The following is a 21,094-nucleotide window of genomic DNA, read 5'->3' as shown; positions in this document are numbered from 1 at the left end:
AAAAAGCTTACTGACTGATTCAGTCATCACCGAATATATTGATTAAGGCTTTGCCGATTTGTACAGTTTAAGTTTGGCGGCCATAGCGAGTTGGTCCCACGCCTTCCCATCCCGAACAGGACCGTGAAACGACTCAGCGCCGATGATAGTGTGGTTCTTCCATGCGAAAGTAGGTCACTGCCAAACACCTATTCTAAGCCCCCGACAGATGTCGGGGGCTTTTACTTTGTATCGTTGACAGGTTTGGAGAAGATGATGCATATAGAAGATAGCTCCTTATAAGGTATTCTAGAATTGAATGAATCCTATTCGGTGAAGCATTATCTCAAGTGAATAAATATAGTGCGAGCCAAAAAATGATTGTTTTGGTTATCTTGAAATGTCGAGGTGAAAAAAGATGGTTTACGATACTTACAAAGCGGTTATTAGAGGATATAAGCTACCTTTAATTGGTGGGCGCAGATTAGATTTTCTAGGATTCTATGAAGGTGTGTATGAGTTACTTTGGCAAAGACAAAAAGGAAACAAAGTGTGGTAGTAGCTTAAGGTGGAGTAATCGCTGCGATCTTAAAGTGTGCTAGTGCGATCTATGTGTGCATGGTGAGCTACTCCAAAAAGAGAAAGCTTATTTTTGTTATTGTAACGAAAATTATGTTTGGAAGCGTAGTTATGCTGATAGTGAAAGTAGTTATGATGTATTAGATACCAATAGATTTTACTATTTCAAGATAAATCATAGTAAGCTAAAGGTATTGAAAACTTTTAAAATTAGGTAAAAGCATGTCTTATGTAAATGTAACAGAGTTGATTTGAATTCTTTTTCTAATTATTTTTGAAAAAATGTAAATTTCGTTTCCACTATGAGATACTAAAATGAAAGGTGATTAAAAATCCTTAGGCTTTGTTGTCTTATTTAGAGCTACTCTACTTCAATCCCAAGATTTTCATTTAACAATCAAGGAGGAGGCAGTAGTATAAAAGATAGTAACGATAGGGTTTATAGTTCATTTAGCAGCTCGAATTTCCGCTTTCAGACGACCCCTTCAACCCATAATAAACCCACCGACTATACGGGAATAGCTCAATCGGCTACAATTCCGTTTCACAAACAAATAAATTCAAAAACTTATGAAATGTCCGTTTTGTCAGCATCCCAATACTCAAGTCACTGATTCGCGGCTCTTGGAAGAGACGAACAGCATCCGCCGCCGCCGCCGTTGCGTGGAGTGCGGGCAGCGGTTCAGTACGTTTGAAACGGTCGAAATGCGGATGCCGCAGGTGATTAAATCCAACGGTACGCGCGTGGCGTTTAATCCGCACAAGCTGAGAACCAGTTTGGAGCGGGCTTTGCACAAACGCCCGATCGCCCAAGAAAAAATCGATGAAACGGTCGCGCTGATTGAGCAGCGTCTGTATCAGTCGGGCAACAAGGAAGTGCCGTCGCGCATGGTGGGAGAAATGGCGATGGAGGAATTGGCAAAAATCGATCAGGTCGCCTATGTCCGTTTTGCTTCCGTGTATAAAAGTTTCAACGACGTGTCCGAGTTTACTCAGGCAATCGCCACGCTGGTGCAGACCGACGGGAAATAGGTCGTCTGAAAGCGGTGTGTTGATGATGAAGAGGATGTTTATGAAAAGAGTTTTATCCGTAGCCGCCGCCCTATTCTGCCTTGTCGCCTGCAGCCCCGAACAGGGCGATGCGGCGTCGAAAGCCGCCTCCGATACGGTTCAAACGCTGACGAGCATGGACGGCAAAATTTCCATCTCCGTCCACAACAGCCACTTCACCGACATCATCGCCGATTCTGCCCGCCATCCGAAAAACGTTCCCGCCTCCAACCTGATTCTGCTCCAACACGACCCTGAAGCGCGCATTACTATTTATGCGGCGAACAACGGCCCGGCGCAAACGGATGCCAAAACCTATTTCGCCGAACTCAAAACCGCCCTGCAATCGGACGAGACTCAAAATGTCCGCGTCGGCATCGCCACCGACAACCGCATGAATTACCAAACCGACCGCGAAGACCGGCAAGGTACGTTCAACCAATACTGCATCGCCATTCACGAAACCAATATTTATACCGTTTGCGCGTACAGCCATCACGTGGGTCAGAAGGAATTGTCGGAAGTATTGAAAGAATTGAGCTTGTCGCGTTAATGCTTTGACGAACGGAATACGGCGAAAGAAAAGGTCGTCTGAAAACGGAAAACTTTAAGAAACCTAAGTTATGTTTGATTGTATTGATACCCAAATGATGCAAAACGCCCTTGCCCTTGCGCGGCTCGGGCGTTTTTCCACTTCCCCCAACCCGCGCGTCGGCTGCGTGATTGCACACGGCAACCAAATCGTCGGACAGGGATTTCATGTCAAAACAGGCGAACCGCACGCCGAAGTGCATGCGCTGCGGCAGGCGGGCGAAATGGCGCGCGGGGCGACGGCTTATGTGACGCTCGAACCGTGTAGCCATTACGGCCATACGCCGCCCTGCGCCGAAGCCCTAATCGGCTCGGGCGTATCGCGTGTGGTCGCCGCCATGACCGATCCCAATCCTCTGGTGGCAGGCAAAGGTTTGGCAATGCTCGAAGCCGCAGGCATCCGCACCGAAAGCGGTTTGCTGGAAACCGAAGCGCGCGAACTCAACCGCGGCTTCCTTTCCCGTATCGAACGCGGCCGCCCGTTTGTCCGCGTCAAATGCGCCGCCAGCTTGGACGGCAAAACCGCGCTCGCCGACGGACGCAGCTACTGGATTACCGGCGAAGCCGCAAGGGCGGACGTACAAACCTTACGCGCGGAAAGCTGCGCCGTCTTAACCGGCATCGGCACGGTGCTTGTCGACAACCCGCGTCTCAACGTCCGCGCCTTCCCGACCCTGCGCCAACCTGCGCGCATCGTGTTGGACAGCAAACTGCAAACGCCGTTGAACAGCCACATGGTTTCAGACGACCTCAGCCCCACCATCATCGTAACCGCCGTTGATGATGAAGAATGCCTCAAACCATACCGCGCGTTCAATCATATCCGCATCTTGAGGTCGTCCGAAAACGCTGACGGACGTATAGACCTTGCCGCACTGCTGCCCCGGTTGGCAGAACTGGGCTACGGCGAAATTATGGTCGAAGCGGGTGCGACGCTGACCTCCGCCTTTATCGAAGCAGGCTTGGCAGACGAAATCGTGTTGTACCAAGCGCCGAAAATCTTAGGCGAAGGCAGAAGCCTGCTCACCCTCTCCGCCAACCCCGCCGTTTTGGCTTCGGAAGGCGAGTGGGAAAGCCGTTCGGTAGAGCTGATCGGGCAGGACGTAAAATGGGTTTTGCGTAAAAAATAGGCTGCTCCATAAACAAGAAAGGTCGTCTGAAAATTGATTTTGGGTTTTCAGACGGTCTTGATTAACGGTGCAGCGTACCGAAGCTTTGTTCGACCACATAACGGGTCTTCGACAAATATCGGTTGCGTTTGGTTTGCGCTTCCGTCAGCGGACGGTTGCGGCAGGCTTTGCGCATAATGCCGTCTGACAACCGATGCTCTTTCAGATGTTGCCGGTTTTCCTTGCTGTTATAGCCTTTGTCGGCATAGACGGTCGTGCCTTCGGCAATGCCTTCCAACAAAGGCGACAGATGGTTGCACTCATGGGTATTGGCGGGGGTGATGTGCAGTTTCTCGATATAGCCTTCCTCATCGGTACGGGTATGTTGTTTGTAACCGAGTTTGTAGAGGCCGTTTTTCTTTGTCCAGCGGGCATCTTTGTCCTTACTCGGTGTGGTTTGGCCGCTGACTTGTCCTTCTTCATCGACTTCTATGGCCTGACGCTGTTTGCTGCCGGCGGTCTGAATAATGGTGGCGTCAACGACGGCGGCGGATGCCTTCTCTAATTTTAGGTTTTTTTCGGCCAGTTGTCGGTTAATCAGTTCCAGCAATTCGGACAGGGTGTCGTCTTGCGCCAGCCGGTTGCGGTAGCGGCATAAGGTGCTGTAATCGGGGATGCCCAGTTCGAGACCTTTGCAAAATTCCCCAAAATCCCCTAAATTCCCATCAAGACATTTAGGGGATTTCCCATGAGCACCTTCTTCCAACAAACCGCACAAGCCATGATCGCCAAACACATCGACCGCTTCCCATTATTGAAGTTGGATCAGGTGATTGATTGGCAACCGATCGAACAATACCTGAATCGTCAAAGAACCCGTTACCTTAGAGCGTGTTCATAGTCTTCGTAGCAGGACTCCCAAGAAAGCCAAAGCTACCATTTGCAGACTGGTACTCAACTTACGCTCGCAGTTTTTCCAAAGCCGCCTGTTCTTTTCCAACCAGGAAAAGCTGCGCTCTACTACCCATCGCTTCGGCAATACTGCAAAACGGTGCAATTCGTTTCGTTTGGCAATCTCTACCTCCGCACCAATCAACTCCTGTACCGACGAAGCAAATGCCTTACCCGTGTAACCACCGTCAGCAAGGATTTTTTGTATCGCACCAAGATTATCCCGCCCACGTTCCAATGCCACCAGGCAGCCTTTTCTATCCGTAACATCCGCCGTCGTTACCGCAAGGGCATGCGGCAAACCTTGCGTGTCAACCGCTATATGTCGCTTGATACCGCTAACCTTCTTGCCCGCATCGTAGCCTTTTTCCATGGCGGTATCCGTGTTCTTCACACTCTGCGCATCAATAATCAGGAAAGTAGTTGCTTCATGGCGCCCCTGCTTGCGGTGCTCCGCAACTACCTGATTTTTTTAATGCTTCCTCAAGGATGCTGATGCCACTCTCGCGTGGTTCGGTCCATCTCTGGAAGTAGGAATGCACGGTGCGCCATTTGGGGAAGTCGCCCGGCAAAGCGCGCCAGGAGCAGCCAGTGCGTTGCAGGTAGAGAATGGCACAAAAGACATCGTACAAGTCCACCTGGCGTGGCGCTGTGCGTTTACGGGCACTTTCCAGCAGGGGAAGGAGAGGCGCAAATTGCTCGCGACTGATATCGCTTGGGTAGGTTTTTCTGTTCATGCCGATAGTTTACAGCAGAGGCTGAGACAATGAACACGTTCTAAGGTAACGGGTTCTTTGACGGTTCAGGTATTGTTCGATCGGTTGCCAATCAATCACCTGATCCAACTTCAATAGTGGGAAGCGGTCGATGTGTTTGGCGATCATGCCTTGTGCGGTTTGCTGGAAGAAGGTGCTCATGGAAAATCCCCTAAATGTTGTATAAACAACGCGGTGATTTCTTACACCTTGGTATTCCTGTTCCGTTGAATCCTATACAATACACCCTATAATCTCTCGAATAACATACATCCTTAAAGGACACCAATGAAAGCCTACCTTGATTTAATGCGTCATGTTCTCGAAAACGGTACCGATAAATCCGACCGTACCGGTACAGGCACTCGTTCGGTGTTTGGTTATCAAATGCGCTTCGATTTGAGTCAAGGCTTTCCGCTGCTGACTACCAAAAAGCTGCACTTGCGCTCGATTATCCATGAGCTGCTTTGGTTTCTCAAAGGCGATACCAACATCAAATATTTGAAAGATAATAATGTTTCCATTTGGGACGAATGGGCGGACGAAAATGGCGACTTGGGGCCTGTGTACGGCTACCAATGGCGCAGTTGGCCTGCCCCCGACGGTCGCCATATCGACCAAATTGCCAATGTGGTGGAACAAATCAAGAAAAACCCTGATTCCCGCCGCCTGATTGTGTCGGCATGGAATCCCGCGTTGGTAGACGAAATGGCATTGCCGCCTTGCCATGCGCTGTTTCAGTTTTACGTTGCCAACGGTAAATTGTCCTGCCAGCTTTACCAACGCAGCGCGGACATTTTCCTCGGCGTACCGTTCAACATTGCCAGTTACGCGCTGTTGACCATGATGATTGCCCAAGTCTGCGGGTTAGGGGCGGGTGAATTTATCCATACTTTGGGCGATGCGCATCTGTACAGCAACCATTTCGAACAGGCAAAACTGCAATTGAGTCGCGACACCCGCACGCTGCCGGTGATGAAAATCAATCCGGAAGTCAAAGACTTGTTTGCATTTAAGTTTGAAGATTTCGAGTTGGAAGGTTACGACCCGCATCCGCACATCAAGGCCGCCGTGGCGGTGTAGGATGGAAAATAGCTAAAAGGTCGTCTGAAATTTCAGACGACCTTTTGATTACGGCGGGTTTATAGGATGCCGTTGGTGTGCACGTGGTCTTCTGTTACTGGTAAGGTTTTATGCTGGTAGGAATAGACGGCATCTTGGATGGTGTTGATGTTTTTGCTGACGCTGACTAATACATCAGACATGCTGACGTTGCTGCCTTTGGTATTGACATTATCAAGCGTATCGCCGTTATGGGTGTTGGAGTTGGCATAAACATCAATATCCGATTCATAACGCAGCCAGGTTTTGTAGATTTGGCCTTTGATGTCGGTTACCAAGGTATTATTTGCCATATTTAAATTAGCATTAACCTTACCATCCCCGGTACTGCGGACTTCAACGATACCGTTATCCAGGTGTCCGTGTAGCGACAGGGTATTATTGGTAACGTTATATTCCTTGGCATTTGTACGCATAAAGGCAAATTCAGCATAACCGCCGGATTCTTCACGAACGGTAACGGCGTTGTTGTTTAGCGTAACCGAGCCATGCATCGGTACGTCGGAGTGATGTTCTTCAATATAGAAAGGAACAGCTCCGCTCTTTATTTTGCCAATATCAGCAACATTATCACTGATGTTGATGGTGCTGATACCGATACCTTTTTCATGAGTTTGCGGGGCGTAGGTATCATTGATAACCGCCATCAGGTATTTGGTGGATTCGCCACTGATTTTGTTACCGGTAATGTTTAGTGTGTAATCCATTTTTTGTTCATGGTTACGGAATTCGATACCGTAGGTTTGGATATTGTCTTTATAGACCTCCAAGTTATTGATTGTGTTGTTGCTGATGTCAAAATAGCCTTTATCTTTACTGTGTAAGTCCCGGCGTTGCGTATTGGTCTGTACTTGGATACCTGAATACATATGGTAGTCGTATCCCGGGGTGTCATCGACGGCAAGACGGAACGAAGTGTCCTGTGTAATGACATTACCGGATATTTTGACGTTGTCCAGCGAGAATTGGCGGTTATAGACGGCAATCCCGTACAGGCGGTCGCCATTTAATGTGTTGTTTTCAATCAAGACGTTTGTGCCGTCATGTACATCCAAACCTTTCCGATAGTTGTGATCTGTTGTGTTTTTACGGTAGGTAATCCCGTAGTTGTAGCTACCTGCAGCGGCAGCCATACCATAGCCGGTACCGCCATCATCTTGGTGTCCGTTCCAAGATAAGAGATTGCCTTCTCCAAGGAAATTCTTCTGATAGGAAACCAGAGCACCGGCAACGCGGTTGTGGTGCAGCTTGGAATCAATAATACGGTTGTTTTCACCTAAAGGCAGTGAATCGTATTTGTCGTCGATGGAACCGTTGGCAACGCGATCTTTATAAGACAGTTTATAGCCGGCTTCACGCATGAGTGCGGCGGTAGAGGTAAAGGTTACGCCTGCACGGTTTGCACCGGATACTTCCACTTTGCTGATCAGGGTGTTGTCTGCATCGTTGACTAAAATACCGTTTACTTTACCGAAGTAGCTTAAATCTTTCCGGTAGAAGTCAGCATTGGTATATCGAACCGATAGGTCGGCAATCGTTTTACCATTTTGACCATCCACCAAGATACCTGCAAAGGCACGAACATCGTCGTGGTTGGTGTTGGAATTGAATATGCCGACTTGGGCTTTGTCGAAGTTAATCTGGGTTTTACCCATACCCGAACCGAAGATGCCTTTAACGCCGGAGGTATTATTGTCGATAACGATTTGATCAGAAATGTAATAAGTACCGTCCATAAACAGCATGGCTTTTTCTTTGTGGGCGGCTTCGAGTGCAGCTTTGATGGCAGCCAGACTGTCTTTTTTACCTGTAGGATCCGCACCGAAATCATTTACATTAATGTAGCGACCATATTGTTTGGATTCATATACTTTATAGTCGCCGGATTCCGATTGTTTGCCTTCGGCAGGATTATGGATATGGGCAGTCGCAGTCGTTCCTTTTTCAGCAGCAGGTTGCGTAGGAGAAACATTTTTGTTGTTTTGGTGTTGTGTTGCATTATTGTTGTCATCGGAAAGGTCGGTTACTTTGCCGGTGTTGTCTTGTGCCGGCAGCGTACTCTTGCCGACATGGGATTTATCGGATGATGGGTTGTCTGTTTTAGAGCCGGTATTTTTTGCAGGTTTGCTCATTTCTTCTTCGTTTGAAGAATGATTGCCCAGTTTATTTTCCGAATGTTTGATTTGTTCTGCGCGGTTTTTTTCTGCCAGCTCGGCTTTTGCAGCAGCATCAGCAGCTTTACGGGCCGCTTCTGCCTTTTCGCGAGCACTGATGATGGCTGCTTTACGATCGATTTCTCGTTTTTGTTCCAAAGCTACACGTTCGGCTTCAGCTTTTTCTCGGGCTGCTTTGCGCTCGGCTTCAGCTCTTTCCTGAGCGGCCTTTTTCTCGGCGGCGGCTTTTTTCTCGGCTGCGGCCATGGCAATCTTATGCGCAATTTCGGCTCTTTCCTGAGCGGCTTTTTTCTCGGCGGCGGCTTTTTTCTCGGCTGCGGCCATGGCAATCTTGTGCGCAATTTCGGCTCTTTCCTGAGCAGCTTTTTTCTCGGCCGCGGCTTTTTTCTCGGCTTCGGCCATGGCAATCTTATGCGCAATTTCGGCTCTTTCCTGAGCGGCTTTTTTCTCGGCCGCGGCTTTTTTCTCGGCTTCGGCCATGGCAATCTTATGCGCAATTTCGGCTCTTTCCTGAGCGGCTTTTTTTTCGGCTGCGGCTTTTTTCTCGGCTGCGGCTATGGCTGCTTTATGTGCTGCTTCAGCTCTTTCTTGTTCTGCTTTTTTCTCGGCAGCAGCTTTGGCTTGGGCAAGCAACTGGGTTTCGAAAGGCGTCAGTTTGGCTTTATTCATAGAAAACTTGGTTGGCTGCATATTTGAGGTATCGGTAATGTTGGTTTTGCCATAAGTTTGCTTCGGTAGGGCGGTAGCGATATTTATTCCACCCATTGAGTGTTCGAAAATCAAAGCGTTTAGTGTAGAAGAAGTCGTTTGCCCTTGTCCTGTTGTGTTTGAGATCGCAGGAGATGTGTGGATGGTAGTTTGCCCATGATTAGCGAGTGCAGACAGAGTTTGTTTTGACATAATTTGTATTTCCCATGTTTGAACATTACGGATTCATACCCGTAGCAATGTAACGATATGGTGTTCCTTTTATCAAATAGAGGAGTTTCCCTGTGTAAGAAAAATACTGCTTGCGGCAGAAGTTTTCGACTAAAAACCGATTTAAAGGTTGTTATCTTCAATCGGGCGGGCCGTATCTATTCGTTTTTCTGATGGTGTGTTGCCTTAGAGAATAAGGAAAACCTTTTATGGTTCGGACTCCGGCCGTTTTGATTGTTTGTTGCATATCTAGACGGTCGAACCTCTTATCATTTCATTCATTCACGTTATCTGTACTGTATTTTGGGTTATTTAGGTAATTTAACCTAGATTAAGTAAGATTGCGAGATTGTTTATTAGTTCACTGTAACCAAAATAAATGTTCCTTTTTGACTGGGGAAGTGAGCTAATATTCGAAATGAGTAATTGAGAGTAATTCTAGCATGACAAATAAGAAAATGATAAATTCATAATGAAATATTTAGGTTGGAAATTTAATATATTGAAAATATTACTAATTATATTTAGTAATTAATTTGAGAAAGTAGATTTTTTTGAAAAAACTGTTGTTTTTTGTACCGCTTGGCAAGATAAACTACCGTTTGTTTGTGAAAAAAAGGTCGTCTGAAACTTTTTTCAGACGACCTTTTTGTTGGTTTGCTTCACACTTCGATTTTATTGGGCGTGAAGGTTTCCCATTTGTTGCAGGCAGGGCAGTGCCAGAAGAAGACTTGGGATTTGAAGTGGCAGTTGCGGCAGCGGTACATGACGCTGCGTTGGAGTTGGCGGCCGATGACGGAGCGCATCATGTCGGCGTCGGCTTTCCATGCGGGATTCATGTCGCTGATTTTCAAACCGAGCAGGCGGTATACGCCGTTGAGGTCGGGTTTTTGGCGCACGAGTTCGACGGCGAGTTGGGCGGCTTCGCTTTCGCCTTTGAGCAGCAGGGCTTTTTCGTAGATAACGTTGATAAGGTCTAAATCGGGAAAGGTCTGCATATAGCCGATAAGCCGGTTCAGCCCTTCTTCCTGTTTGCCTTGTGCGGCGTAGGCTTCGTAGAGTTTTTCGCCGACCATGCTTAGGTAGGCATGATTTTGCTGCTCGATGGCGCCGTATGCCTCGACAGCGGCAGGGAAATTGCCCTGTTTGGTTTCGATGTCGCCCAAAATCATGTTGGCGCGGGCGCATTTTTTGTTGGCATCCAAAGCTTTTTGGACGTTGTAACGGGCGGCGTCAAGATTGGATTTGAACAGCGCGGTTTGGGCGAGTTCGCAATAAAACTGTGCAATTTCAAATTGGTAGGTCTGCTCGTCGTGGCTGAGGAGTTGCGCGGTTTCGATGGCTTTTTCCCAGTCGCGGTCTTGCTGGTAGATGCTGAGCAGGTGCTGACGGGCTTCACGCGCCATGTTGCCTTCCTGCAAGCCGATGAAGATTTGTTCGGCGCGGTCAACCAAGCCTGCGCTTTGGTAGTTTTGCGCGAGTTCGAACAATACCCGCGCGCGTTTTTCGTTGACGGTATCGGGCGAGTCGAGCAGGGCTTGGTGCATATTGATGGCTTTGTCGTTTTCGCCGCGCTGACGGTAGAGTTTGCCCAAGGTCAGATTGAGGTCGTAAGACTGCGGCTGCTGGTCGATGACTTCCGCCAGTTCGCGGGCGGCACGGCCGCTGTTGCGGTCAACCAATGCGTCCAGACTTTTGTAAAAGCCGGCAGGCACGCTTTTCGCCTGTTTCAACACGGTTTTCATGTCGATACGGGCGGCAAACCAGCCCATGGCGAAAAAGACGGGCAAAAGGGTAATGGGCAGGAGGATAACCCACAATTCGTTGTCCATGTGATTCCTTCTTTAAGGCTTGGGCGTTTGTACGGGTTGGTTGGCGGGAGCAGTGGTTTGAGGTACAGGTTGTTGTGGAGCGGGGGCGGCAAGGTCTTTTTCGCTCAAATGCGCGTGTTTTTTGACTTCGGCACGCAGGCGGTTGTTTTCGCTGCGAAGCGCCAAAAGTCTGCCGAACAGGGCAAACATGCCGAACACGATGCCGATGACAAACGCGCCGAAGAGGACGACAATCAGCGGTAAATCAGCTTTCTGACCGGGCAGGTAGTGGAAGGCGACGCTATCGGTATTGATGACGGCGAGCAGTAAAAACAATAATAAAATGATGACTTTGATAATGGTGTAAATCAGTTTCATGGATGTCTCCGGCGGTATGCCTGTCGGAAAGTTTTGAAAAGGTCGTCTGAAAATTCGGTAGGGCGGTCGATAGGGATTCCGTTTCCGAATCCGTTTGCCGCAGATGCGGCTTAGTTTAAACGATTTGGATTGTTTCGGATAGGATGTGCGGCAGTTTTCAGACGACCTTAGGCTTCATTATATATATGTAGTACACGGTAGGCATGATTGCGGACAATTCGTATGCGTATCGGAATGGATGGTTTTCCGTATTTCGTTATCAGGCAAGGGCTTGGGCGAAAGCTGTTTGCGAAACAAGTATTCGGACTTGTCAAAACCATCCGTACAGGCGTATCTTTCAACTTTTAATATCTAAACAGAACCAAACAGAATAAGAAAGGCAATCACCATGAGCAGACCCGTACCCGCCGTGTTCGGCAGCGTCTTCCACGCCCAAATGCCCGTTATCGCCCACAAGGACGGCAAATGGCAGCCGACCGAATGGCAAACTTCCTCAGACCTCACCCTCGCGCCCGGCGCGCACGCCCTGCATTACGGCAGCGAATGCTTTGAAGGCTTAAAAGCCTTCCGTCAGGCAAACGGCAAAATCGTCTTGTTCCGCCCGACGGCAAACATCGCCCGTATGCAGCAAAGCGCAGACATTTTGCACCTGCCGCGCCCCGAAACCGAAGCCTATCTGAATGCCCTGATCGAATTGGTCAAACGCGCCGCCGACGAAATTCCCGATGCGCCTGCCGCGCTGTATCTGCGTCCGACGCTCATCGGTACCGACCCCGTTATCGGCAAAGCCGGTTCACCGTCCGAAACCGCGCTACTCTATATCCTCGCGTCTCCGGTCGGCGATTATTTCAAAGCCGGTTCGCCCGTGAAAATTTTGGTTGAAACCGAGCACATCCGCTGCGCACCGCACATGGGCCGCGTCAAATGCGGCGGCAACTACGCCTCCGCCATGCCTTGGGTACTGAAGGCAAAAGCTGAACATGGTGCAAATCAAGTCCTGTTCTGCCCGAACGGCGACGTACAGGAAACCGGCGCGTCCAACTTTATCCTGATTAAAGGCAACGAAATCATCACCAAACCGTTGACCGACGAATTCCTCCACGGCGTAACCCGTGATTCTGTGCTGACCGTCGCCAAAGACTTGGGCTACACCGTCAGCGAACGCAACTTCACCGTGGACGAACTCAAAGCCGCAGTCGAAGAGGGCGCGGAAGCAATTCTGACCGGCACTGCCGCCGTCATCTCGCCCGTAACCTCTTTTGTCATCGACGGCAAAGAAATCGAAGTGAAGAGCCAAGAACGCGGCTACGCTTTGCGTAAAGCCTTGACCGACATCCAATACGGTTTGGCGGAAGACAAACATGGCTGGTTGGTTGAAGTGTGCTGATTTGATTTTGTATTGATGCAATCGGTGGAAAGGTTGTCTGAAAAGGATAAAATGCTTTTCAGACAACCTTTTTTATGGCTAATGGAAATAGAAAAATTCCTGCCTGCCGTCATTTTTCATCGGTGGTAGGTACAACACCTTAATATTGTAGATTTTTGATGGCGGGGTCGTCTGAACATACTGTTCGGATGATGGATTAATTTTAATCGGAAAGGTGTTTACTTGCCTTGCATCCATCATTGCAAAAGGGATAACGTTGCATGGAAGAACCGCAAATACACTTACGACGCGATAAGCAGATTAGGCCGCATGACAAGCGGCGGCATGCCCCACCGTTTTGGCAGGCAGACAGGCCGTATCTGCACGAACACCATATTTCCGATGCGCGCTTCCGCAGGCTGGGTTACATCATGGCGATGTTGGCGGGTGCGATCAATGCGGGCGGTTTCTTTGCGTTTTCACGTTATACGTCGCACGTTACCGGCTCGATGTCGCTGCTGGCGGACGCTGTTTATAATCAATTAAAAACAAAATAGTACAATACTCAACTTTGAAGGTCTAACCATGGCATACTCTGCGGACTTGAGAAACAAAGCTTTAAACTTTTACGAACAATGCAAAAACATCAGCCAAACCGCAGCAACATTTAACTTGTCAAGAAACACGCTTTACCTGTGGATTCACCTTAAAAAACAAACAGGCAGCCTAAAACATCAAGTTACCGGTCTAAATGCCGTAAAATTGGATAGGCAAAAACTGGCTCAATATGTTGAGCAGCACCAGGATGCCTATCTGCATGAAATCGCCAAACATTTTGATTGTACGCCAGCCGCCGTTTGCTATGCACTCAAACAGATGGGGATGACGCGCAAAAAAAGACCACCACTTACAAAGAACAAGACCCGGCCAAAGTAACGCATTATTTGACACAGCTGGCCGAATTTTCCGGCTACCAACGTGTTTATTTGGATGAAACAGGATTTGACCGCTACCTGTTCCGTCCCTATGCCCGCAGCCCGAAAGGGCAAATAGTGAAAGCGCAGATAAGTGGAAAAAGATACCGACGCTTATCTCTGGTGTCCGCACAAGTCGGCAACCGGCTGATTGCTCCGATGGTTTATCAAAATACGATGACCGGAGTCTTTTTTGAAGCGTGGTTTCAGCAATGCCTACTGCCTGCATTGACTCAAAAATCGGTGATTATTTTAGATAATGCGCGATTTCACCGTATGGGTGTTTTACGGGAAATGGCGGGAAAATGGGGACATAAGGTATTGCCTCTTGCACCTTATTCACCTGAGCTCAACCCGATTGAGAAGGTGTGGGCGAATATTAAGCGGTATCTGCGAACCGTATTGTCTGATTACGCCCGATTTGACGATGCGTTACTGTCCTATTTTGATTTTAATTGACTATATCTGCGCGAATGGGTAACGGCGGCAGTAGCTTTGATTAGTGTGTTGTGCTTCATTGTCGGTGCGGCGCATTCGGGCTGGGTGGTTTTGTGGACGCAGCAGAAACGGTTTCGCGGCAGCTTCGGTTTTTCCATGTGGCTGGAAGCGGTTTATCTGTTGATATTCGGCTTGTTCGGTCTGACGGCATCGAAGTGGAACATCGGGGACGGGAATTTGGTTTTCCCGTCGTTGGCTTTGTTTTTAATGTGTTTCATCATGGGAATGCACAATACGGTGATGACGCTTTTATCCGGCGGTGCCATCCGTTCGACGCACATGACCGGCACGGCAACCGACTTGGGCATCGAGCTTTCGCGCGCGCTGTATTATTCGAAAAAACATCATCCGCGCCTGCCGCATGTGCGTGTCAATAAGCCGAAGATGTGGCTTTTGGGCGGATTGATGTGGTCGTTTTTGTTGGGTGGGGTGATTGGTGCGTGGGGCTATCATCAGATAGGCCACCATTTTGCCTTGCCGGTCGCGCTGGTGTTGTTTGTGTTGGGCGCGGGATCGGTCGGTTACGATGTGCGTTTGAGGCTGAAATATATGTTGATAAGGTATGTCCGCAGCCGTTATGGGAAAGAATAGGTGTTGCAAACGCCTTGAGGAACCAAACTTCATTACGGTAATCTTACTGAATACGCAGAATAGAAAACCGAAATGTCAGTTTGCGGTTAGTTAGGTAATATCGGGTTAAGCGAGATTTACTACGCCGCAATCTTGGCTATCATGCTGCTTCAATCTGTTTGGAAGGGTTTGCAGCACGCCGAAACATCGTTGAAATACATCAAGCCGCTTTTCAGACGACCTTCTGTGTCGGAGCGGTATTTTTTGAAAGGAAATCTCAATGAAATTCTTGAAACCTTTGACTGTTGCCGCGTTGGCCATTCCTTTGGCTCTGACCGGCTGCGTAACCGATCCTGTAAGCGGACAACGCAACACCAGCAAAACCGCTATGTACGGCTTGGGTGGCGCGGCAGTGTGCGGCATCGTCGGTGCACTGACCCACGGCGGCAAAGGCGCGCGCAATTCCGCGTTGGCATGTGGTGCGATTGGTGCGGGCGTAGGCGGCTACATGGACTACCAAGAGAAAAAACTGCGCGAAAACCTGAAAAACACCAACATCGAAGTGGAACGCCAAGGCAACCAAATCAAGCTGGTGATGCCTGAAAACGTCACCTTCGCCACAGGCAGCGCGGCATTGAGCGATCAGGCGCGTAACGCTTTGGCGACCGCCTCCGAAACGCTGGTGCAATACCCCGACACGACCTTGACGATTAACGGTCATACCGACAACACCGGCAATGACGCCATCAACGAACCGCTGTCCCGCAACCGCGCACTTGCCGTTGCCGATTACCTGCAATCCCGCGGCGTGAACGGCTCGCGCCTGACCACCGCCGGCTACGGCTCACGCCACCCGATTGCATCTAACGCCACAGCCGAAGGCCGCGCCCAAAACCGCCGCGTTGAGATTTTGATCAATCCCGATCAAAACGCCATCAAAGCAGCGCAACAACAAATGTAATAAGCTATCCGTCTGCAGATAAAGTTTAAAGGTCGTCTGAAACAAAATCAGGTTTCAGACGACCTTTTATATGGAAGTAATGCGGGCCGGATGTCCGAATACCTCAAGACAATTTGAGGTCGGAGGCAATAATGAAATGGTGGAAATGTAGGAAACAAAAAAGGAGGCAATCCCCCACAGGATTGCCCCAATACCTCAAATCAGAGATTTACGCTTCACAAACAATACAGGCTTTCGCCTGCGGCTTTACCTGCACGGCTCAACTCCGTGCGGGTAAACTTTTGCTCCGAGGGAGTGAGGCTCGGAACATCCGCTGCAAACTAAGGAGCTTGCTACGGGAAACCAGAGTATCGTATTTGCCAGTAGGGCTGTAATTCGATGTAGTGAAATTTACGCTAAATTTTCAGGTTTGCCAAGAGGGGGATATGATTTTTTTATGCTGTTTTTGTATTTGCAATATTTCAAAAAATCTAAATTATTTAAAACTATATGCTATTAAATTAATATTTATATAAAAATAAGAATCATATTTTCATAATTTTGGAATTATATTCTTGATTGTGTAGTTAATGATATTAATTTGGATAAAATGTTATTTTATAACTTTTTGATTTTAAATGAAATTAAATTTAATATATTAATTAAAAAGTTATATTATCTTTACGTTTTGAGGATATGGCTTGGGGATTCGACTGCATTTTAGGTTAATTAGGGTTAAATCTCTATTTTATCCAAAGAGTTAATGTGAAAAATTCTCAATTGAAAATTTGTTACTATCGTTGTTAATTTTCGATTTAATAGAAATGATAAAAGCCCGAATATGACGGGCTTTGCTTTTTGTTGTAACTGTATGTAATTCAATAAAATCCCTGTTCGCCTTCGGGACGGGTTTTGAAGCGTTTGTGCAGCCAGAAATATTGTTCGGGATTTTCCCTTGCCCGCGCTTCGATAAAGTCGTTCATGCGTTGGGTGTCGGCTGCAACGTCGTCTGAAGGGAAGTTTTCCCATGCCGGATAAAAGCGCAGCGTAACGGTGTTGTCGGCATTGCGCGTGGGGATGGCGGGGATGACTTTGGCTTTCGTCATGCCGGCGATGCGGCTTAAGCCTGTAATCGTGGCGGTGGGGATGCCGAAGAAGTTGACGAAAATGGAGTCGTTGCGGCCGAAATCTTGGTCGGGCAGGTAAAGGAAGGGGGCGTCGCTTTTGCGCAGTTGCTTGATAATCGCGCGCAGGCCTTCGGTGCGGCCGATGAGGAAGACGTTGTTGTAGCGGTGGAGGCCTTTGAGGATTTGTTCGTCCAACGCTTTGTTTTTTTGGTGCGAATACATGCTGGTCAGCGGCACGTCCTGATTGAGGGTGTAAACCGCCATTTCAAATGCGGTGAAATGCGGATAAAGCAGGATGACTTTTTCGCCCGCCGCGAGTGCGTCGTCGAGATGGTGTTTGTCTTGATAATGCACAAACTTGCGCAGTCTGTCTGCGGGTGCGTACCAATACAGGCCGTATTCGAGCATCAGCTTTGCCATGTGCTGAAAATGGCGTTTGAGCACGGCTTCGCGCTTGTCTTCGCTCCATTCGGGAAAGCATTTTCTGAGGTTGGTCTCGCCGACTTTGCGGCGCGGTTTGACGGCGTAATAGGCAAGGATGCCCACTGCATCGGCAATTTTGTGTATGGCTTTGAAGGGCAGGAGCTGAATGAGGTAGAGGAGGAAAAAGGCGGCTTTCATGTCGTCTATTGAGGAATGGTGCGGGAAAAAGGGAATTATAACGGAAAGGTCTGTTGTTCAGTCAGAGAGTAGGAGTCTGAGTAAACTTGTTTTGGCGAAACCCGCTACGCTCGTTTTCAGACGACCTTTTTACCATTGGAAGCGTCCCCGTTTGACTTTCATTGCTTTCGGGTTCAACTGTGCGGCAAGTCCGTGGTTGCGCAGGGCATGGGTCAGGGCGACGGCGAGGCCGTCGGCGGCATCGGATTGGGGCGTGCCGGAAAGGGAGAGCATTTGTACGACCATGTGCTGTACTTGCTCTTTCGCTGCTTTGCCTTTGCCCACGACGGCCTGTTTGACTTGCAGGGCGGTGTATTCGGATACGGGCAAGCTATGCATGACCAATGCTGCCAATGCCGCGCCGCGCGCCTGTCCGAGCATGAGTGTGGAGGCAGGATTGACGTTGACGAATACCTGCTCCACGGCGGCCTGTTGCGGCCGGTAAGTTCGGACGATTTCATCAATATGGCGTACGATGACGGCGATGCGTTCTGACAGCGGCGCGTCCGGAGGGGTTTTGATGCAGCCAGAGGCGATGTAGAAATGCTCGCGGCCGCGGACGTCGATGATGCCGAAGCCGGTTACGCGGCTGCCGGGGTCTATGCCTAGGATGCGGGTGGTTTGTGAAGCGGAAGTCATGATTATGCTGTTGAGGCGGTGAAACCGGGATTATAGTGAAATCAATATAAAACGGATATGGGATGCGATGTGTCTTTTCAGACGACGTTTTCACGATTTATGGTTTGTTTACGCAAGAGGGGCATATACTGGTTGGTCAAATTGGTTATCGCTATTCGGTTGTGTAAGAAATATTTGAAAGGAACGAACAGGATGAAACCCTTGTATATTTTGGTTGCTGCTTTGACGGCTTTGCCTGTGTTGGCGACAGCGGAAGTCCGCCTTTATGGCGAAATCAAAAGCGGCGTTGAAGCGTCGCGCATCAAATCGAGAGACAGTTCGGTATCACATAGCGGCATATATGATTCAGGCAGTTATATCGGTTTGCGCGGCTCGCTACCTATCGGTAGTGGGAATAATGTGTTGTTTCAGGCAGAACAGGATACGCCGGTAGGTTCGCGCAGCCTGTCGCGCACGGTTTGGCATAGTCCTTCCTCCCATTCGGGCAATATGGGAGATGATGCGGCAGGGCAGTTTGGGAAATATTGAATTTTTTGTCGTTCGTGTAATGAAAAGGTCGGCGGATTCGCATTTGAAGTGCAACTTTCCATAACAGAAAAAGGCCAGTATGCGGTAGCATACGGCCTTTCCTGCAAGAAAGATTGCCATGAGCTACACACAACTGACCCAAGACGAACGATACCATATCCAATACCTGTCCCGCCACTGCACCATCGCCGAAATCGCCAAACAGCTCAACCGCCACAAAAGCACCATCAGCCGCGAAATCAAGCGGCACTGCATCCAAGGACAGCAATACAGCGCCGAAAAAGCACAGAAGCAAAGCCGGCTGACCAAACAGCACCGGCGAAAACCCTATAAGCTCGATTCGCAGCTGGTTCAACACATCGACACCCTTATCCGCCGCAAACTCAGTCCCGAACAAGTATGTGCCTACCTGCATAAACACCACGGGATCACACTCCATCACAGCACCGTTTACCGCTACCTTCGCCAAGACAAAAGCAACGGCGGCACTTTGTGGCAACATCTCAGAATATGCAGCAAACCCTACCGCAAACGCTACGGCAGCACATGGACCAGAGGCAAAGTGCCCAACCGCGTCGGCATAGAGAACCGACCTGCTATCGTCGACCAGAAAACCCGCATCGGCGATTGGGAGGCCGACACCATCGTCGGCAAAAATCAGAAAAGCGCGTTATTGACCTTGGTCGAACGCGTTACCCGCTACACCATCATCTGCAAATTAAAGAACTTAAAAGCCGAAGACACTGCCCGGGCGGCCATTAGGGTATTAAAGGCATATAAAGCCAGAGTCCACACCATCACCATGGATAACGGCAAAGAGTTCTACCAACACACCAAAATAGCCAAAGCATTGAAGGCGAAAACCTATTTTTGCCGCCCTTACCATTCTTGGGAGAAAGGGCTGAATGAGAACACCAATGGACTCATCCGGCAATATTTCCCCAAACAAACCGATTTCCGAAACATCAGCGATCGGGAGATACGCAGGGTTCAAGATGAGTTGAACCACCGGCCGAGAAAAACACTTGGCTACGAAACGCCAAGTGTTTTATTCTTAAATCTGTTCCAACCACTGGTACCCTAGTGTTGCACTTGAAATCCGAATCCAAGGTCGTCTGAAAACCGATTTGGGGGTTTCAGACGACCTTTGCCGTTTTGTTTAAGCTTCCTTGTTTAAACCCAGCTTTTCAGCAATTTTGTTCCACACGGCTTCCAGCGGAATGGCTTTGAGCAGGCGTTTTTTGCCGGATGTATTGATGCTGTCGGGGTGGGGTAGGTCGCCGAAATCACCCGCCCAAATAACCTCGGCATTGTCGGAATAGGGATGCCATCTGTCCAGCCATGAGGGACCGAACAGGGCGATTTGCGGTTTGTCCAGTGCAGCGGCGATGTGCATGGGGGCGGAATCTACGCCGATGAAGAGTTTGCAGCCGTCGATGGCAGCAGCCAGTTCGCGCAGGTTGAGGTTGCCCGACAGTGTCCATAATTTACCGCCTTCGGGAATTTTGACGCGTTCTAAAACTGCATCGATCATTTGTTGTTCGGTTGCTGAGGGTGCGGCGGTTAAAACGACGTTTTGACCGTGGTTGAGCAGTAATTGGACGATGGCGGCGTTTTTGCCGTCTTCCCAGCATTTGAATTCCCAACGCGCGCCCGGGTGGAATAAGACATAATCCTCCCCGTTCCAGCCTTGTTTGTTCAGCTTGCTTTGCAAATTCGAGCAGGCATCTTCGCCGATTGCCATCATCACTTTTGTCGGCGGTGTTTCCTCAGGCCGGATAAGCGGCGGCAAAACGTTCATATGATATTCGGTAATGTGGCAGCCGCGTCCGGCTTCGGGGTTGAGGAAGTCGTGGCACCAACGCCAGAAAAAGTGGTCGCGTTTGATATGGCTGATGCCGACGCTGCATTGTGCGCAGAATTTGGCGAGTATTGCCGAGCGCCATTGGTCGGACAGGTTGAACGCCCAGTCGTACCTCCGCTTTTTCAGGTGCGAGAACAGCTTTTTTTCTTCGCATAGCTGGGTTTTCAACCCCTGCTTTTTCCAGGAGCGGTCTATGGTGAAGATTTCGGCAATTTCAGGATTGTCGCTGATGATGTCGGCGGTTTCCCGGTAAACCAGCATGTCGATTTCGCAATCGGGAAAGCGGGTCTTGAGGGCGTGGACGACGGGCGTGGCTAACAGGACGTCGCCGTAGTGGCGCAGCTTGATGACTAAAATACGTTTCGGTTGGGCCAGGGACATAGTTTGCTTTCGGCGGATGGATTTCGGTCTGCCTATTGTAAAACGAAACGGCACAATGGCGAACTGCCTTTTTATGGTCGGACGGATGGTGTGCGAGGCAGTATCATTGCCGATATGCGTTTGCCTTTCG

General features: G+C 49.1%; 16 protein-coding genes, 1 rRNA gene and 5 pseudogenes. 13 read left to right on the top strand and 9 right to left on the bottom strand.

The genetic code is table 11. From position 1 onward, the window contains the following. Window positions 1-72 precede the first annotated feature (72 nt). The 4 genes from rrf to ribD all read left to right on the top strand — a co-directional run bounded on the left by rrf (window position 73) and on the right by ribD (window position 3,329). Window positions 73-186 (top strand): 5S ribosomal RNA (rrf, locus tag MON37_RS08920). A gap of 942 nt (window positions 187-1,128) precedes the next feature. Next, complete coding sequence (gene nrdR, locus MON37_RS08915) at window positions 1,129-1,590, top strand: transcriptional regulator NrdR (protein ID WP_003776195.1); 462 nt, start codon at window positions 1,129-1,131, stop codon at window positions 1,588-1,590. Between the two features lie 40 nt (window positions 1,591-1,630). Continuing rightward, window positions 1,631-2,161, top strand: a complete 531-nt coding sequence (locus MON37_RS08910) for a hypothetical protein (protein ID WP_242883616.1) — start codon at window positions 1,631-1,633, stop codon at window positions 2,159-2,161. 70 nt (window positions 2,162-2,231) lie between these two features. Further along, window positions 2,232-3,329, top strand: coding sequence for a bifunctional diaminohydroxyphosphoribosylaminopyrimidine deaminase/5-amino-6-(5-phosphoribosylamino)uracil reductase RibD (gene ribD, locus MON37_RS08905; RefSeq protein ID WP_039410441.1), 1,098 nt, complete (start codon window positions 2,232-2,234; stop codon window positions 3,327-3,329). Window positions 3,330-3,393: 64 nt separating this feature from the next. Here ribD and MON37_RS08900 read toward each other — a convergent pair. Next, window positions 3,394-4,008, bottom strand: a pseudogene (locus MON37_RS08900) (IS5 family transposase); the annotation flags it as partial. Window positions 4,009-4,056: 48 nt separating this feature from the next. Between MON37_RS08900 and MON37_RS08895 the strand changes: the two are divergent. Further along, window positions 4,057-4,197, top strand: a pseudogene (locus MON37_RS08895) (IS5/IS1182 family transposase); the annotation flags it as partial. 6 nt (window positions 4,198-4,203) lie between these two features. Here the strand turns inward: MON37_RS08895 and MON37_RS08890 are convergent. Beyond that, window positions 4,204-4,996 (bottom strand): IS5 family transposase gene (locus MON37_RS08890; RefSeq protein ID WP_234403659.1). Its coding sequence is split into 2 segments (ribosomal slippage): window positions 4,204-4,731 and window positions 4,733-4,996, totalling 792 coding nucleotides; the frame shifts between segments, so codons are not numbered across the junction. 39 nt (window positions 4,997-5,035) lie between these two features. Continuing rightward, window positions 5,036-5,176 (bottom strand): annotated as a pseudogene (locus MON37_RS08885) (IS5/IS1182 family transposase); the annotation flags it as partial. A gap of 126 nt (window positions 5,177-5,302) precedes the next feature. Here MON37_RS08885 and MON37_RS08880 point away from each other — a divergent pair. Continuing rightward, the gene (locus tag MON37_RS08880) at window positions 5,303-6,097 is read left to right on the top strand and encodes a thymidylate synthase (RefSeq protein ID WP_039410185.1); all 795 of its coding nucleotides are present in this window, start codon (window positions 5,303-5,305) and stop codon (window positions 6,095-6,097) included. A 59-nt stretch (window positions 6,098-6,156) separates the two neighbouring features. Here MON37_RS08880 and MON37_RS08875 read toward each other — a convergent pair whose 3' ends face one another. From MON37_RS08875 to MON37_RS08865, 3 genes are all read right to left on the bottom strand, one after another. Beyond that, window positions 6,157-9,075 (bottom strand): right-handed parallel beta-helix repeat-containing protein, encoded by a 2,919-nt coding sequence (locus tag MON37_RS08875; RefSeq protein ID WP_242883613.1) that lies wholly within the window; start codon window positions 9,073-9,075, stop codon window positions 6,157-6,159. Between the two features lie 815 nt (window positions 9,076-9,890). Further along, on the bottom strand, window positions 9,891-11,060 hold the full coding sequence (lapB, locus tag MON37_RS08870) for a lipopolysaccharide assembly protein LapB (protein ID WP_039410768.1): 1,170 nt from the start codon (window positions 11,058-11,060) through the stop codon (window positions 9,891-9,893). A 12-nt stretch (window positions 11,061-11,072) separates the two neighbouring features. Beyond that, the gene (locus MON37_RS08865) at window positions 11,073-11,417 is read right to left on the bottom strand and encodes a LapA family protein (RefSeq protein WP_039410765.1); all 345 of its coding nucleotides are present in this window, start codon (window positions 11,415-11,417) and stop codon (window positions 11,073-11,075) included. A 388-nt stretch (window positions 11,418-11,805) separates the two neighbouring features. Here MON37_RS08865 and ilvE point away from each other — a divergent pair, with 388 nt between their 5' ends. The 5 genes and pseudogenes from ilvE (at window position 11,806) to MON37_RS08840 (ending at window position 15,786) form a co-directional block, all read left to right on the top strand. Further along, window positions 11,806-12,804 (top strand): branched-chain-amino-acid transaminase, encoded by a 999-nt coding sequence (gene ilvE, locus MON37_RS08860; protein ID WP_003765854.1) that lies wholly within the window; start codon window positions 11,806-11,808, stop codon window positions 12,802-12,804. 260 nt (window positions 12,805-13,064) lie between these two features. Continuing rightward, window positions 13,065-13,319, top strand: a pseudogene (locus MON37_RS08855) (YoaK family protein); the annotation flags it as partial. Window positions 13,320-13,368: 49 nt separating this feature from the next. Beyond that, window positions 13,369-14,216, top strand: a protein-coding gene (locus tag MON37_RS08850; RefSeq protein ID WP_242883611.1) for an IS630 family transposase whose coding sequence is annotated in 2 segments (ribosomal slippage) — window positions 13,369-13,684 and window positions 13,684-14,216 — 849 coding nt in all. Because the reading frame shifts where the segments join, the coding sequence is not laid out codon by codon here. Beyond that, window positions 14,217-14,846: pseudogene (locus MON37_RS08845) on the top strand (YoaK family protein); the annotation flags it as partial. A 259-nt stretch (window positions 14,847-15,105) separates the two neighbouring features. Beyond that, window positions 15,106-15,786 carry a YiaD family glycine zipper/OmpA-like lipoprotein gene (locus MON37_RS08840; RefSeq protein WP_039410724.1) on the top strand — a complete coding sequence of 227 codons (681 nt, stop codon included), beginning with the start codon at window positions 15,106-15,108 and terminating at the stop codon, window positions 15,784-15,786. Window positions 15,787-16,643: 857 nt separating this feature from the next. On the opposite strand, the gene MON37_RS08835 is transcribed toward MON37_RS08840, so the two are convergent. Next, entirely contained in the window at window positions 16,644-17,513 is an 870-nt protein-coding gene (locus MON37_RS08835) for a lipid A biosynthesis lauroyl acyltransferase (protein WP_039410269.1), read from the bottom strand. A 129-nt stretch (window positions 17,514-17,642) separates the two neighbouring features. After that, the gene (gene ruvC, locus MON37_RS08830) at window positions 17,643-18,191 is read right to left on the bottom strand and encodes a crossover junction endodeoxyribonuclease RuvC (RefSeq protein ID WP_039410272.1); all 549 of its coding nucleotides are present in this window, start codon (window positions 18,189-18,191) and stop codon (window positions 17,643-17,645) included. A 192-nt stretch (window positions 18,192-18,383) separates the two neighbouring features. Between ruvC and MON37_RS08825 the strand changes: the two genes are divergently transcribed. Next, window positions 18,384-18,719: a porin family protein gene (locus tag MON37_RS08825; protein ID WP_039410275.1), complete on the top strand. Its 336-nt coding sequence runs from the start codon at window positions 18,384-18,386 to the stop codon at window positions 18,717-18,719. Between the two features lie 118 nt (window positions 18,720-18,837). Beyond that, complete coding sequence (locus MON37_RS08820) at window positions 18,838-19,803, top strand: IS30 family transposase (RefSeq protein ID WP_242883531.1); 966 nt, start codon at window positions 18,838-18,840, stop codon at window positions 19,801-19,803. A 75-nt stretch (window positions 19,804-19,878) separates the two neighbouring features. Here MON37_RS08820 and rfaQ read toward each other — a convergent pair whose 3' ends face one another. Continuing rightward, window positions 19,879-20,964: a putative lipopolysaccharide heptosyltransferase III gene (gene rfaQ, locus MON37_RS08815; RefSeq protein ID WP_070635988.1), complete on the bottom strand. Its 1,086-nt coding sequence runs from the start codon at window positions 20,962-20,964 to the stop codon at window positions 19,879-19,881. Between the last annotated feature and the right edge of the window lie 130 nt (window positions 20,965-21,094).

This window comes from Morococcus cerebrosus, from assembly GCF_022749515.1.
Lineage (GTDB): Bacteria > Pseudomonadota > Gammaproteobacteria > Burkholderiales > Neisseriaceae > Neisseria > Neisseria cerebrosa.
Note: the sequence above shows the minus strand (reverse complement) of the source record. Positions and strands in the feature narration are given on the sequence as shown.

Excerpts from the sequence above, each read along its gene's own strand:
- rfaQ (WP_070635988.1), bottom strand. The coding sequence starts at position 20,964 with ATGTCCCTGGCCCAACCGAAACGTATTTTAGTCATCAAGCTGCGCCAC.
- MON37_RS08875 (WP_242883613.1), bottom strand. The coding sequence starts at position 9,075 with ATGGGTGGAATAAATATCGCTACCGCCCTACCGAAGCAAACTTATGGC.
- MON37_RS08820 (WP_242883531.1), top strand. The coding sequence starts at position 18,838 with ATGAGCTACACACAACTGACCCAAGACGAACGATACCATATCCAATAC.
- MON37_RS08865 (WP_039410765.1), bottom strand. The coding sequence starts at position 11,417 with ATGAAACTGATTTACACCATTATCAAAGTCATCATTTTATTATTGTTT.
- MON37_RS08825 (WP_039410275.1), top strand. The coding sequence starts at position 18,384 with ATGAAACCCTTGTATATTTTGGTTGCTGCTTTGACGGCTTTGCCTGTG.
- MON37_RS08840 (WP_039410724.1), top strand. The coding sequence starts at position 15,106 with ATGAAATTCTTGAAACCTTTGACTGTTGCCGCGTTGGCCATTCCTTTG.
- MON37_RS08910 (WP_242883616.1), top strand. The coding sequence starts at position 1,631 with ATGAAAAGAGTTTTATCCGTAGCCGCCGCCCTATTCTGCCTTGTCGCC.
- lapB (WP_039410768.1), bottom strand. The coding sequence starts at position 11,060 with ATGGACAACGAATTGTGGGTTATCCTCCTGCCCATTACCCTTTTGCCC.
- ruvC (WP_039410272.1), bottom strand. The coding sequence starts at position 18,191 with ATGACTTCCGCTTCACAAACCACCCGCATCCTAGGCATAGACCCCGGC.
- MON37_RS08880 (WP_039410185.1), top strand. The coding sequence starts at position 5,303 with ATGAAAGCCTACCTTGATTTAATGCGTCATGTTCTCGAAAACGGTACC.
- nrdR (WP_003776195.1), top strand. The coding sequence starts at position 1,129 with ATGAAATGTCCGTTTTGTCAGCATCCCAATACTCAAGTCACTGATTCG.
- ilvE (WP_003765854.1), top strand. The coding sequence starts at position 11,806 with ATGAGCAGACCCGTACCCGCCGTGTTCGGCAGCGTCTTCCACGCCCAA.
- ribD (WP_039410441.1), top strand. The coding sequence starts at position 2,232 with ATGTTTGATTGTATTGATACCCAAATGATGCAAAACGCCCTTGCCCTT.
- MON37_RS08835 (WP_039410269.1), bottom strand. The coding sequence starts at position 17,513 with ATGAAAGCCGCCTTTTTCCTCCTCTACCTCATTCAGCTCCTGCCCTTC.